15 protein-coding genes (1 of these 15 only partly in view) are annotated in these 12,789 nt (G+C 54.4%); 9 read left to right on the forward strand and 6 right to left on the reverse strand.

Annotated features, from left to right (window positions below; all coding sequences use genetic code 11):
- Window positions 1-80 precede the first annotated feature (80 nt).
- Entirely contained in the window at window positions 81-857 is a 777-nt protein-coding gene (codY, locus tag ACAF76_RS05585) for a GTP-sensing pleiotropic transcriptional regulator CodY (protein ID WP_421617649.1), read from the forward strand.
- Between the two features lie 169 nt (window positions 858-1,026).
- Window positions 1,027-2,139, forward strand: a complete 1,113-nt coding sequence (gene menC / locus ACAF76_RS05590) for an o-succinylbenzoate synthase (RefSeq protein WP_421617900.1) — start codon at window positions 1,027-1,029, stop codon at window positions 2,137-2,139.
- Between the two features lie 108 nt (window positions 2,140-2,247).
- Here menC and ACAF76_RS05595 read toward each other — a convergent pair whose 3' ends face one another.
- Window positions 2,248-3,564, reverse strand: coding sequence for an MFS transporter (locus ACAF76_RS05595; RefSeq protein ID WP_421617650.1), 1,317 nt, complete (start codon window positions 3,562-3,564; stop codon window positions 2,248-2,250).
- Window positions 3,554-4,279, reverse strand: coding sequence for an ArsR/SmtB family transcription factor (locus ACAF76_RS05600; RefSeq protein WP_421617651.1), 726 nt, complete (start codon window positions 4,277-4,279; stop codon window positions 3,554-3,556). The genes ACAF76_RS05595 and ACAF76_RS05600 overlap by 11 nt, the downstream gene beginning before the upstream one ends.
- Before the next feature lie 212 nt (window positions 4,280-4,491).
- Between ACAF76_RS05600 and ACAF76_RS05605 the strand changes: the two genes are divergently transcribed.
- A complete protein-coding gene (locus ACAF76_RS05605) occupies window positions 4,492-5,745 on the forward strand; it encodes an MFS transporter (RefSeq protein WP_421617652.1) in 1,254 nt (417 codons plus the stop codon).
- Here the strand turns inward: ACAF76_RS05605 and ACAF76_RS05610 are convergent.
- Window positions 5,728-6,507, reverse strand: a complete 780-nt coding sequence (locus tag ACAF76_RS05610; protein ID WP_421617653.1) for an SDR family NAD(P)-dependent oxidoreductase — start codon at window positions 6,505-6,507, stop codon at window positions 5,728-5,730. The genes ACAF76_RS05605 and ACAF76_RS05610 overlap by 18 nt on opposite strands.
- 121 nt (window positions 6,508-6,628) lie before the next feature.
- Here ACAF76_RS05610 and ACAF76_RS05615 point away from each other — a divergent pair, with 121 nt between their 5' ends.
- Window positions 6,629-6,865, forward strand: a complete 237-nt coding sequence (locus tag ACAF76_RS05615; RefSeq protein ID WP_421617654.1) for a DUF1540 domain-containing protein — start codon at window positions 6,629-6,631, stop codon at window positions 6,863-6,865.
- A gap of 68 nt (window positions 6,866-6,933) precedes the next feature.
- Here ACAF76_RS05615 and ACAF76_RS05620 read toward each other — a convergent pair whose 3' ends face one another.
- On the reverse strand, window positions 6,934-7,524 hold the full coding sequence (locus tag ACAF76_RS05620) for a 5' nucleotidase, NT5C type (RefSeq protein ID WP_421617655.1): 591 nt from the start codon (window positions 7,522-7,524) through the stop codon (window positions 6,934-6,936).
- 96 nt (window positions 7,525-7,620) lie between these two features.
- Here ACAF76_RS05620 and ACAF76_RS05625 point away from each other — a divergent pair, with 96 nt between their 5' ends.
- Window positions 7,621-8,226: a DUF456 domain-containing protein gene (locus tag ACAF76_RS05625; protein WP_421617656.1), complete on the forward strand. Its 606-nt coding sequence runs from the start codon at window positions 7,621-7,623 to the stop codon at window positions 8,224-8,226.
- Window positions 8,227-8,304: 78 nt separating this feature from the next.
- On the opposite strand, the gene ACAF76_RS05630 is transcribed toward ACAF76_RS05625, so the two are convergent.
- Window positions 8,305-8,835: a DUF84 family protein gene (locus ACAF76_RS05630; RefSeq protein ID WP_421617657.1), complete on the reverse strand. Its 531-nt coding sequence runs from the start codon at window positions 8,833-8,835 to the stop codon at window positions 8,305-8,307.
- Window positions 8,836-8,979: 144 nt separating this feature from the next.
- Here ACAF76_RS05630 and dapF point away from each other — a divergent pair, with 144 nt between their 5' ends.
- Window positions 8,980-9,840, forward strand: coding sequence for a diaminopimelate epimerase (dapF, locus tag ACAF76_RS05635; RefSeq protein ID WP_421617658.1), 861 nt, complete (start codon window positions 8,980-8,982; stop codon window positions 9,838-9,840).
- Between the two features lie 82 nt (window positions 9,841-9,922).
- Here the strand turns inward: dapF and ACAF76_RS05640 are convergent, their stop codons facing one another.
- Window positions 9,923-10,081 (reverse strand): hypothetical protein, encoded by a 159-nt coding sequence (locus ACAF76_RS05640; RefSeq protein ID WP_421617659.1) that lies wholly within the window; start codon window positions 10,079-10,081, stop codon window positions 9,923-9,925.
- Between the two features lie 271 nt (window positions 10,082-10,352).
- Between ACAF76_RS05640 and ACAF76_RS05645 the strand changes: the two genes are divergently transcribed.
- The 3 genes in view from ACAF76_RS05645 to ACAF76_RS05655 are tightly spaced (at most 56 nt apart) and all read left to right on the forward strand, a layout consistent with a single transcriptional unit that may run on beyond the window.
- On the forward strand, window positions 10,353-11,513 hold the full coding sequence (locus tag ACAF76_RS05645; RefSeq protein WP_421617660.1) for a cysteine desulfurase family protein: 1,161 nt from the start codon (window positions 10,353-10,355) through the stop codon (window positions 11,511-11,513).
- A 14-nt stretch (window positions 11,514-11,527) separates the two neighbouring features.
- Window positions 11,528-12,727, forward strand: coding sequence for a tRNA uracil 4-sulfurtransferase ThiI (thiI, locus tag ACAF76_RS05650; protein WP_421617661.1), 1,200 nt, complete (start codon window positions 11,528-11,530; stop codon window positions 12,725-12,727).
- A 56-nt stretch (window positions 12,728-12,783) separates the two neighbouring features.
- Window positions 12,784-12,789: the 5' portion of a fumarylacetoacetate hydrolase family protein gene (locus ACAF76_RS05655; RefSeq protein ID WP_421617662.1), read on the forward strand. The gene runs 771 nt beyond the window's last position; only the first 6 of its 777 coding nucleotides appear in the window; the start codon lies at window positions 12,784-12,786; its stop codon lies off the right edge, out of view.

Raw genomic sequence — 12,789 nt, forward strand, 5'->3', positions numbered from 1 at the left:
ATGTTTCGATTATGATGTATATACCTGGATTTTTCTGACAATACTGAGAGCATCAGAGAATCCAAGGAGGAAAATCATTGATGAATTTATTGGAAAAAACAAGAAAAATTAATGTAATGTTGCAAAAAACGATGGGAGGAAGTGGCGTCGGCTATCAGGATTTGGCGAGGCTGCTGTCCGATGTTATCATGGCCAACGTCTACATCATTACCGCCGACGGAACGATTCTGGGCAGCGGAATGCACCAGGAGTTTTCACTCAATCAGGATGAGCGCAAAGGCAATGTGCTGTTGGAGGAGATGAACAGCAGGCTTCTGGAGGTCAATCAGACGATGGCCAACGAACCGATTCACAGCCCGTACAGCATGGTGCCAAACGAGCTTCGCTCCGTATTTCCGCAAATGATGACGACTGTCGTACCGATCAGCGCGGGAGGCAGCCGTCTGGGGACACTGGTATTGCTTCGCGCCTATGGCTTGTTTGAGACGGAGGATCTGATTCTCGGTGAAATCGGCGCGACGGTGATCGGCATGAAGATTGTGCGTCAGCGTACCGAGCAGATTGAAAACGAGGTTCGCGACAAAACCTTCGCCAAGATCGCCCTTTCTTCGCTCTCCTACAGCGAGCAGATCGCCATCGAAAAAATCATGGAGCAATTGGACGCCAAAGAAGGGCTGCTCGTCGCCAGCCAGTTGGCCGATCAGGCGGGGCTTACGCGCTCGGTCATCGTCAATGCGCTGCGCAAACTGGCCAGCGCTGGTGTTCTCGAATCACGCTCGCTCGGTATGAAGGGCACCTACATCAAGGTGTTGAACGACAAGTTCCCGGCTGAGCTGGCGAAGTGGAAAACGTCATAACGATTGGTTAAAAAGGGGCTGCCTCCAGTCTGAACGGGACTGAGGCAGTTCTTTTTTTCATGGGATGAAAAGACAAAAACAGACTATGTTCGACAAAAATATTTGAATATTCGGCACAATATAAAGTACAATTTCCGTATGACTACATTTTAGAAGGGACGAGTTCATGGTGAAAATTGAGCGTGTAGAACTGCAACGCCTGAACATGCCGATGCGTTTTCGCTTCGAGACCAGCTTTGGCAGTACACAGATGAAGGATTTTATCCTGGTTAGCGTATATGGAGATGGCGTAGTCGGGTACGGAGAAAGTGTTGCCATGCCAGATCCTCTCTATAATGAAGAGACGACGGATACAGTATGGGGAATTTTGGAGCAGTTCTTGATCCCCCGTCTGCTCAGCGCACAGCCTCAAACTCCGGACGAGGTACGTGAGCTCTTTGCGCCGATCCGCCGGAACAACATGGCCAAGTCGGCTCTGGAGGGCGCGTTTTGGGATTTGTACTGCAAGCAAAAAGGGATTTCGCTTGCCAAGGCGCTCGGAGGTGACAAGACGGAAATCGACGTGGGTATCAGTATCGGGATTGAGCCGTCTGTAGATGACGTTTTGGAAAAAGTGGGACTAGCTCTCGAACAGGGGTATAAAAAAATCAAGGTCAAAATCAAGCCGGGTTTTGATGTGAAGGTCGTGGAAGGAATTCGCAAACGCTTTGGCGACGATGTTCCCCTGATGGCGGATGCCAATTCGGCCTATACGCTGGCGCATATCGATCTGTTGAAAGAGCTGGACCAGTACGGGCTGATCATGGTCGAGCAGCCGTTGGCCCACGATGACATCATCGACCACGCCAAGCTGCAGGCGGAGATGAGCACACCGATCTGCCTGGACGAAAGCATCCACACGGTGGAGGACGCCCGCAAAGCGATTGAACTGGGAAGCTGTAAAATTATCAACATCAAGATCGGTCGGGTCGGCGGACTGGCGGAAGCAAAGGAGATGCACGACCTTTGCCAGGCCCATGGAATTCCCGTCTGGTGCGGCGGCATGCTGGAAGCAGGCGTAGGACGTGCGCACAACGTGGCGATTACGTCCCTGCCCAACTTCACGATCCCGGGAGACACCGCAGCGGCCAGCCGTTACTGGGACGAAGACATCACCACGCCAAGCATCGAACTGATCGCGCCCGGCAAGCTCGCTGTGCCGGATGGGCCGGGTATTGGCTACGAACTCAATCACCAGGCGGTAGGCAAATACGTGATCCGCTCATCCAATTTCCGGCCGTAACCAACCACCGGCAGCTTCGCCAGCCAACCGGAGCAAAGCAATGCAAAAAACGACGCACAGGCAGTCAACAGGCTGCTACGGTGCGTCGTTTCGCATTTTTCGGAAGCCTTAGGATGACAAGGGCGTATACTGCTTTGCCTCCGAACTCGTCTTCCCGGTCCAATCGGGATGCTGTTCAGCCCGCCGAAACTCGCGGAACAAGTACAAGCTGAGCGAAAACAGACTCATCGCAATTCCCCCTGCGAGCATCAAAAAGGCCGGAGTGATCCATTTGTTTACCAATAAAAGCGAGCAAAGGGAGTAGCTGACCGGTCCCATGCCGATAGACATCAGCGAGATCAGTGACATCACCCTACCCAGCAAATGACCGGGGACGATGCTCTGAATATAGGTAATTATGGGAACATTGGTCATGCTGATCATCAGGCCGAGTACGGTCATGGCGACCATGCCGAACATCATATGCTCCATGAAGTACAGGGAGCTTGTCGCCGAACCGGCGAGGCAGAGCAGGAAGGGAAGCAGCATGAATTTTCCCCGGAATGCCTTGAAAAAGCCGGCGATGGCGCCTCCCGCGATCATGCCGATGCCCATCATCATGCCCAGCGTGCTGTAATCGGTGCCTTTCCAGTCCAAGTCCTTGACCAGCAGCGGAAGGCCCATGTTGATCGGTCCGGAAAACACCATGTTGATCATCAGGGTAGTACCGAGGAAAATGCACAGGATGGGAACGGAAAACGAGTAGCGTACTCCGCTCAGAATGTCTTGCAAAAAGGCTGTTGGCTGCTGCGTTTTGGCAGGGGAGGCTTGTGCTGATTCGGGAGCTGTCCGCAGCCGCAGGGCGAAGAGGGAGACCGCCCCGGCAAAAAAGGACAGAGCCAGTGCGGCGAACATCAGCGGGTACGATTGCGTGCGCATCAGCAGCGCGGCAGCAAGCGGGCCGCAGACCATGCTGAACTGTTGGGAAATCTCCATCATGCTCGTCGCTGCGGGCAGTTGCTCGCGCGGAATCAGCGAGGGCAGGATCGAACTGCGCGCCGGCCAGAAAAAGGCGTCGACCGTACCAAACAAAAAGGCGGTCGCGTACGTGGTATATGCAAGCCATCCGCCCGTATCCGTCAGCATGACCGCACTGAAAAAAAGCAGAATCAAACCGCGCACCGCCATCGAGGAAAACAAAATCCATTTGCGGCTCCAGCGGTCGGCCGCGACTCCGCCGACCAGCATGAACAGCACGCGGGGAACGGCAAAACAAACGAGCGTCGTCCCGAGCATCGCTTCCGAACCCGTCACATCGACGATATACCAGGAAAGCAGAATCATAAATGCGCCATCCGCCAAGGCAGACAGGATCGTGCCGCACCAAAGCCGCGCAAAGCTCTGGTTGCGCCAAAGTGACATTGTCATCTCCGGCTTATTTGTCATATTCCGGATCCCCTCCTTGTTTTCGCTTTACGACGAATTTGTCGGACCAATGCTTGTAGTCGCTGGGCGGATGCTCGTAGCCGTCCGGCAATGTTTCGTCTGTTGCGACGTAGTAGCGCTCGTTGGTCATAAACCCGACGCTTACCATGTAAAAGTTTTCTTCCAACGCTTCCGCCTCGCCAGCCTGCACCCGGGCATCATACCGCTTTTCGATTTCTCCCAATTCATCGAGCAGCAGCTTGTATTTTTCCAGCCACTGCTGAATTTCTTCACGCGGGGCTGCAATCTCCGAGCTGACCGCAATCGCTGGTGGTCTTTTGCTCTTGTCGGCAAACTGCAAAAACGATTCTTCCGGGGCGCTGTACAAGCGGGTGATGCCGCTGCGCAAATGATTGAGCATGACTTCCTGCAGCAGCAAAGTATCTTCTTGCAGGGACGGGAGCAAATCATCGCTGACTTTGAAATCGTAAGCGACAGCGCGGAAAAATTTTTGCACGATGCCGTTTTTTTCTTCCGTCCGGACTACATGGACAAAGCCATACTGCTCCAATTCCTTCAGATGGTAGTGGACCTTGGAAGGAGAGAGTGAGAGCAGTGTAGCCAACTGCTTGCCGGTGTACTCTGCCTGCACCAGCCGGTTCATAATGTCCAGCCGCAGAGAATCGCTGATAGCTTTCAACTGGTCCAGTGTTTCGATCACGAGGTAGCGCTTCACAGGGAACAACTCCTTTTTGAAATAGCTAAACGTACGATCATAGCAATACGTTCAATTTTATTTGAACGTATTGTAACAGTAAATCTCGTGTGCAGGCAAGAGCAATTTTTCCAGTTTCTTTCTTTTTATTTTGAAAACTTAATCATTGAAAAAGTATAAAAAGTTACATACAATGTGTGGAAACAGACAGGAAGCAGAAAGAAGGGTAGTACATGAAGGAACTGTGGCGGAAACGATCGTTTCGCTGGTACTGGCTGGGGTTGTTCCTGTCCGGGCTGGGCGATCAGATGGGCTGGATGGCGCTTAGCTGGGGGATTATGCTGCGGACGAACTCTCCGGCAGCGATGGGTGGAATAATCCTCGCCTACACGCTGCCGGCGGTGTTTGCTGGCCTGGTCGCGGGGGTGTTGCTCGATCGCTACGAACGAAGACGGCTCATCGTCATCGACAACGTGCTGCGCGCAACGATTTTCGCCGTTTTGTTTATCCTGCTGCAAATGGAGACGGTCCCTTTGTTTGTCATATACGTGCTCGTCGTGCTAGCCGGGATGCTGTCGCCGCTCAGTTCGGCAGGAGCGCAAACGATGCTGCCGACACTTGTCTCGGAGCGACATTTGCTGACAAAGGCAAATGCTGTCATGGAGACGCAGTGGCAGATGGTCTACTTGGTCGGTCCGGCAGCAGCAGGTGTGTTGATCGGGTGGCTGGGCTTTGCCCATGTCCTGCTGCTGGATGCTCTCGGCTTTTTGCTGTGCGCAATCTGTTTTTCCCGCCTGCCCGGACAAGTACCGGATCGATTACAGAAAAAAGCGGGGGAGCAGCAACCGTCCTTTGGCATATACATGCGCGAGCTGCTTGGCGACATCCGCTTTGGCTACCGGTTTGTGTTCGGCCGCAAGCAGATGCTTGTGCTCATTTTCTTTACGTTTTTCTTCAATATGGCGTACGGGCCGTTCGAGGTGGCGCTGCCCTTGTACGCCAACGAGGATCTGCGCGTTGGCGCGGAAGGTCTGGGGCTGCTCTGGTCTTCCCTTGCAGTCGGAGCGCTGCTCGGATCGATGCTGTTTGCTGCCGTCCCGTGGAAAATTCCGACCGGAACGACATTGGCAGCAATTATTGTCATCTGGGGACTTGCGACACTGCCGCTCGCCCTGTTTACGCGACTGGACATCGCGCTTGTCGCGATGGGGATTGCCGGTCTCAGCTTTTCACCGTACAACATCCTGTACCGCAGCTATTTGCAAAGGCAGGTGCCCGACGAACTGCTGGGGCGAGTCTTGACCAGTATTCGCACGATTACCGGAACAGGCATGCCGGCGGGAGCAGCAGTGTCCGGCTTGTTGATTCCGTACGTTGGCGTTTCAGGGTTGTTCATGCTTGGTTCTTTCGCCTGTATGGCGGTGGGACTGCTGGCTTTTTTCCTCTTGCGGGGGGTAGAACAAGCGCCTTCACTTCCGGTTGAGTAACGGAGCGAAGAGCTGCCTGAGCCGATAGGGCAAGACCGTGTAGAGCAGCGAAAGGGTGCCCAGCGATTTGGGCAGCGCCAGCTCCGGCTGTTTGTTTTCGACTGCTTCGCCAATTTTCGCTGCTGTCTGTTCCGGGTCCAGCAAATAGCGGCTTACCTTGCCGCGGTATGCGCCCGTCTGATCGGCGTGATCGAGAAAAGGCGTGTCGATCGGACCGGGCATGACACAGGTGACGACGATTCCCGTCCCCGCCAGTTCATGCCGCAAGCCTTCGGAAAAACGGATCACAGCCGCCTTGCTCGCCGCGTAGACCGATGCTTTCGCTGTCGCGACAATTCCCGCCAGTGAAGCAATATTGACGATATGTCCGTGCCCTCGCTCCAGCATCATCGGCAAAAAAGCCCGTGTCGTATAGAGGACGCCGGCGATATTGGTCTGCAAGGTCGCTTCCAGCTCGTCCGCGCTCATCTCTGCAAACGGCTTGAAGGAGGCTGTGCCTGCGTTGTTGTACAGCAGATCGCAGCGGCCAAACCGGGACCGGACCCAATCGGCAAACTGCCCGATTGCCTCCCTGTCCGTGACGTCCAGGGAATAGTGGTGCAACCGTTCGCGGATGTGCCGCTCGTGGCCGTACAGATCCGCCGGGACAAAACGCCGGCTGGCGATGATGACCACATCTCCTTTTCCGAGGTGCAGTCGGGCCAGCGCTTGTCCCAAACCGCCGGAAGCGCCGGTAATGACGACGATGCGGGGAGAGATCATCGTGATTATCTCCTTTCTTTATGGTGGTATCGCTTGCTAGTTCCACCGGGTAATGGCTCCCGCCGGAAAAGTATAACCGCTCGGCATAATGTGAAGGATAGCCCCAAGGGGGTGATTACGCATGCCACAAGTCAATTGCAGTGTATCCAACTGTACGTTCTGGGAGCAGGGAAACAAATGTGCCGCGGAAGAAATCCTCGTGGAGATCGACGCGCATGCAAGGCAAAATCTGTCCGTGGAGTTTGCCGGTGAATACGGCGGGGGAGACGATACGGACACTCATCACAAGGACAAGGCTTCCACGTCGTCCGAGACCTGTTGTCTGACGTTCAAGCCGAGAAAGTCTGCACAAAAATAGCAATTGCCTGGAAAAAAGGCGTATCTCCCGCATGAAGGCGGTGCAGATACGCCTTTTCAATTGCCGTGTTACACGAAAGTCTGTTCAGGGAACAACAGCTTTACCTTATCCCGCACCTCATCCCAGCTCGTGACCCGGTGGATGAGATCCGGCAGGCTGCCCTGGTTGTACGGTGTGTCGAACAGAAATACCGGAATTCCCAGTTCTGTGGACAACTGCAAGGCGTTTTCCAGCCTGTCTTCCAGGAAGAGATCGACTTGCCATTTCTGTGCTGCTGCCAGTTTGTCATGGGTGCCGACCAGATCGATGGCGTGATGGGGGATGTCGTGGCGGCGGAACCAGTTTTCCGTCACCTGAATATGCCGCTCCTCCCGTGCGCTGATGTAGACCAGCTTGTACAGCGAAAACCAGTGCCGCAACACTTGGTCAGCCGTACCGTGGACTGGTGCTTCGTCGTACAGCCGTTCGCCGTACTTGTCCAGCCAGTCTGCAAATTCCTCGTCAGTAATCTTGTAAACATTCGCTAAATTGTATTCGTAGCAATCCTCATAGCGCAAATCTTTTCCAAAGCATTCATTCATCAAAGGGACAATACTGCTGGGTGAAGTTACAGTACCGTCAATATCTATGCCAATGATTGGGGTCTTCGTCGCTTTCATCCTCTCGCCTCCAGTTTAAATTGTACACCCAAGGCAGAGACTAAAGCTACTTCCTTCACCAACAAATCCTTTTCCAAAAAAGGGGCTGAGCATGCCATGACGGACCAAGACGAACGTATGACTGCGAAGCGCGAGGAAGAGACCGGTTTTTCCGAGAGGGCAAATCTGGAGGATACGGAATTTGCTGCGGATACGTGGACCCGCGCTGTGTTCAATACAGAGGGGACCACGCCGGAAAAAGGCAACGGGTACGATTCGAACAGCCGGACGAATCGCTACACGGGCGAACTGGTAGGTGAGGAAGCGGAAGTGACAGGACAGCCTGTCAATACGGTACCAGGCCGTTTGGAGGCAGTAGATCGAGGGTATAATCCGGGTGTCGACGACGCGCTCGGTGACGACCGGGTGGAGGCTTCTGCCGAGGTTGCCGAGCCACCTCACTACTCGCTGCGTCAATCGGCTGACCGTGAAGAAAGAAGGGAACGCCCGGAAAACGGCACGTCCGGTGTCGGGGTAACAGGACTGGTCTTGTCCATCCTGTCCTTGTTTCTGTGGCCGTACCTGTTGGGAGCCGTAGGGATCGTGCTTGGCTACATGGCGTATCGCCGCAATGCGAAAACTCTTGGGGCCTGGGCGATGATTATCGGGGCTATTGCCATTGTGGGCGCCCTGCTCATCTACCCGTTCTTTACGGCCCGCTAACCAGCCGATCCCTTCCCGAAAAAGGGGTATTCCCGACGTCCATGTACTGCCGGACAAAGGGATGCCCCTTTTTCCTCTTTATTTGTACAGATTGGAGACAAACGGTGTAGTCGCAGCCAGCACCGCCTGGCAAAACACGTCTGCGCGGCGGACGCGATCCTGTGTCAACAAGCCGTACGCTCCTCCCTGCTGATTGCTGCCAGTGGTGCCGCTCCACTCGTCGATGACGCTGCCAAGAGCGATTCCTTCCTGGACGATTCGCTGTACCGCCTGTTGCGGGACGGGAAAGCCAAGCCCTTTTCCCAAAAACAATCGCTCGCCATCCCAGGCAGCGCATATGGAGATCAGGTACCACTGTCCGGTAAAGGTCTCTTCAAAAGCGAGCCCGCCCTCCAGCCCGAGCCCGATCTGGCAGTGCGGCAGCTGGTCCAAGGCGGCCTTGGCGCGGTTGATCGCTCCCCGGATTGTCTCTTCCTCGGACATCGGCTGATCCGCGACGCCTGATGGAACCTGACAGCATTCCGGTTCCACGCCGGTTGCCTGGAATACTGCAGCACGCTTCGCCTTGTTCATCGTCCCCAGGGCGTAGCGAAATTGTGAATACATCATGTTCAATCTCCTTTTTTCCATGAAAGTTTGCATCCGTAGTATATCACATGATTCGTTTTACCCACTCACGCCGAACTTGTGTTAAGATAGTCATTATAAGCAAATCGATATATGTATAAATAAAGAGGGAGTAGGAGCAGGGGCATGAAATTTACGAAATTGCATGGATTGGGCAACGATTACGTATACGTGAATTGTTTCGAAGAAAACATGAGCCGCGTAGACTTGCCTGAATTGGCCCGCAGAGTGAGCGATCGGAATTTTGGCATCGGCGGCGACGGACTGATTTTGATTCTTCCTTCTACGCGAGCTGATTTTCGCATGCGGGTGTTCAACAACGATGGGAGCGAGGCCAAAAACTGCGGGAACGGCTTGCGCTGTGTGAGCAAGTACGTCTACGACCATGGCTTGACCAAAGAGACGACGTTCACGGTGGAGACGCTGGGCGGCATCGTGACACCGGTCGTGCAGGTCGGGGCGGATGGGAAGGTAGAGCTGGTCAGCATCGACATGGGGGAGCCGCGTCTGGAGCGCTCCGAAATACCGATGACGGGAATCCCCGAGGAGTACGCCCTGGAAGAAGTGATCGAAGTCGAGGACCGGACGTTTACGATGTCGGCTGTTTCAATGGGCAATCCGCATGCAGTGTTGTTTATGGACGAGTTAAGTGACGAGACAGTGCGTTATTACGGTCCAAAAATCGAGTTCCACGAATGGTTCCCCGAGCGGACGAACGTGGAGTTTATTCAGATCGAAAATCGGCAAGAAATCTTGTTTCGCGTCTGGGAGCGCGGTTCCGGCGTAACGCTCGCCTGCGGCACGGGCGCATGTGCTGCAGTGGTCGCTGCCTGTTTGAGCGGCAAGACCGATCGTCAGGTTACCGTCCATCTGGAGGGCGGGGACCTTTTCATCGAGTGGCGGGAGAGCGATAATCGCGTCATTATGACAGGTCCTGCAACGGAAGTATTTTCTGGTGTCTTCAACGGTCCTATTCCTTATAAATAAAAGACGCTTCGTCGATACAAAAACAGCGTGCCAGTGTGCCAGAAGAGCCACACTGCACGCTTTTGCATTTTTGGCGTATATATTACCCGTTGTATACTTCGTTTAGACAAGCAACATCAGATCGTTCGCTGGTTTTGGGCGCCTTGTCCTGTTCTTTGTTCATGTTGCGAAGCTCGGCTTGCAGGCGTTTTAATTCTGCTTCCATCTGGTGTATTTTTTCTTCCATGGCTTTGGTCGTCATCGCTGCACTCTCCCTGCTGTCTTTTTCTAAATTTACAGACTATTGTAAGCTGGTGCGTAGAAGCTGTAAAGTGCCTAATTTTGGATATAGCGCTTTCATGCGAAAATTGCATGGGAGCAAAGTGTGGAAACAGGCTGCATGCTGCTATTCCGGCAAAAAAGTAGGGGAAAATAAGCAAAAGGCACGTGTTCTGCTCTAGGTACAAAGCGATCAGTCATGGTATCATGGAGCATAGATTTAGGGAGCATGCGCCCCAGGAAGGTGTTGACTGGTGATTTACTTTGATAACAGCGCGACGACGCCACCTCACCCGGATGTGATCGAGACGGTGAGGCGGGCGATGGAGGCGTATTACGGGAATCCGTCCTCCTTGCATCAAAAAGGGGTAGAAGCGGAGCAGGTCATCAAGCAGGCGCGCGCGGTTGCCGCGCAATTTCTCGGCTGCAAGCCCAGTGAGATCATTTTTACCTCTGGAGGAACGGAGAGCAACAATACAGCGATCAAGGGCGTTGCCCTGCAATATCAGACACGGGGAAAGCATATTGTGACGACACAGATCGAGCATCCCGCCGTCTACGACGTGTGCAAGCAGCTGGAGGGGCTCGGATTTTCCGTTACGTATGTGCCGGTTGATCGGGAAGGCCGTGTGAGCCTCGAAGATGTGCAGCGGGCGATGCGTCCCGATACGATTCTCGTCTCGGTTATGCACGTGAATAACGAACTGGGCACGATTCAGCCTGTCGCCGAGATCGGAAAGTGGCTGAAGCAGTTCCCCAAGGTTCTGTTTCATGTGGACGCTGTGCAGGGCGTCGGCAAGGTGCCGCTTTCTATCAAAGAAGCGGGGATTGATTTGTTGAGCGTGTCTGCGCATAAATTTTACGGACCGCGCGGAGTAGGGATTTTGTACAAGCGCGAGGGCTTGATTATCCAGCCGTTGCTGATGGGCGGCGGTCAGGAGAGCGGAGTGCGCTCGGGTACGGAAAATCTGCCGGGTATCGCGGGCATGGCCAAGGCGATCCGGCTGATGCAGGAGCTGGGTGCTGCCGAAAACACCCGTCTGGAAGGTTTGCGCGAGCAGTTGCGCGCGGGCATTGCGGACATTGAGGGATGTATCATCAATACGCCGCAGACGGGGACGGCACCCCATATTCTCAACGTGTCAGTGCCGGGCGTGAAAGCCGAAGTGCTGGTCCACGCACTGGAAGAGCGGGGCTTTTTGATCTCGACGAAATCGGCTTGCTCGTCCAAGGCGGATGAACCGAGCCGCGTCCTGACCTCGATCGGAATCGACCGCGATTGTGCGTTATCCTCTCTGCGCGTCAGCCTGGGACGGGAAAATACGGCGGAGCAGGTCGGGCAATTTGTGGTTGCGCTGCGCGAGTGCGTAGCTCAATTGCGGTCGTACATGAAACAAAAAAGCGGAACCAGATAGGAGCATAGATATAGATGAATTACGATGTGATTTTGATTCGGTACGGGGAGCTGGCATTGAAAGGACGCAACCGTGACCTGTTTGAAGAGACGCTGGCGCGCAATGTGAAAAATGTGCTGCGCTCCTTTTACAAAGTGAAGGTGCGGCGCAACTACGGGCGGATGTACGTGGAGCTGCACGGTGAGGACGCCTACGAAGTAATGGAGCGGCTCAAGCGTGTGTTTGGCATTGCCTCGTTCAGTCCGACGATCCAGGTAGACCCGGACATCGAGACGATCAAGGAGAAAGCCTTGTCCCTGATCCAGCAGATGAATCCGCAGCCGCGCACGTTTCGTGTCGAGACGCGCCGGGCTGACAAGCGCTATCCGATCCCTTCCATGGAAGTGAACCGGATGGTCGGGACGCATATTTTGCGGGCATTGCCGCAAATCAAGGTCGATGTGCATCAGCCGGAAGCAGTCGTCAATCTCGAAATCCGTACAGAGGGCACGTATGTAAGCTGCGAAACGATTCCCGGACCGGGCGGGTTGCCTGTGGGCGTGAGCGGCAAGGTGCAGCTTTTGCTCTCCGGAGGAATCGACAGCCCGGTCGCTGGCTGGATGATGATGAAGCGCGGGGTCACTCTCGAGGCGATTCATTTTCACAGCTATCCGTTTACGAGTGAACGCTCGCTGCAAAAGGTCCGCGACCTGGCGCAAAAGCTGGCCATGTGGGGAGGGACGATCAACCTCCACGTCGTTCCGTTTACGGAGATTCAGACCGCGATACGGGAAAATTGCCCGGAGGATTACCTCATTACGATCATGCGCCGCTTTATGATGCGCATCTCGGAACGCATCGCCGAACAGACCAAGGCAAAAGCGCTTGCGACCGGGGAGAGTCTGGGGCAGGTTGCCTCGCAGACGCTGGAGAGCATGGACACGATCAACAAAGTGATTTCCATTCCGCTGCTGCGTCCGCTCGTGGCCTTGGACAAGACGGAGATCACCGAAATCTCGCGCAAGATCGATACGTACGAGCTGTCCATTTTGCCGTATGAGGATTGTTGTACGATCTTTACTCCGAAAAATCCGGTTACCCGACCAAAGCCGTACGTCGCAGAGCGCTTTGAGCAGTCGCTGGATGTGGATGGACTGGTGGAGCGGGCAGTGCAGGGCACTGTGATCGAAGAAATCACGACAAAGCGGCGGGAAGAAGCTACCGATCTTTTTTAGAGCAGGACGGATCTTAGAAACAAGCAAGTCACCTGAATTCGGGGGAGGAGAAGCAGATGATT

The organism is Brevibacillus sp. TJ4 (assembly GCF_044627595.2).
GTDB lineage: Bacteria > Bacillota > Bacilli > Brevibacillales > Brevibacillaceae > Brevibacillus.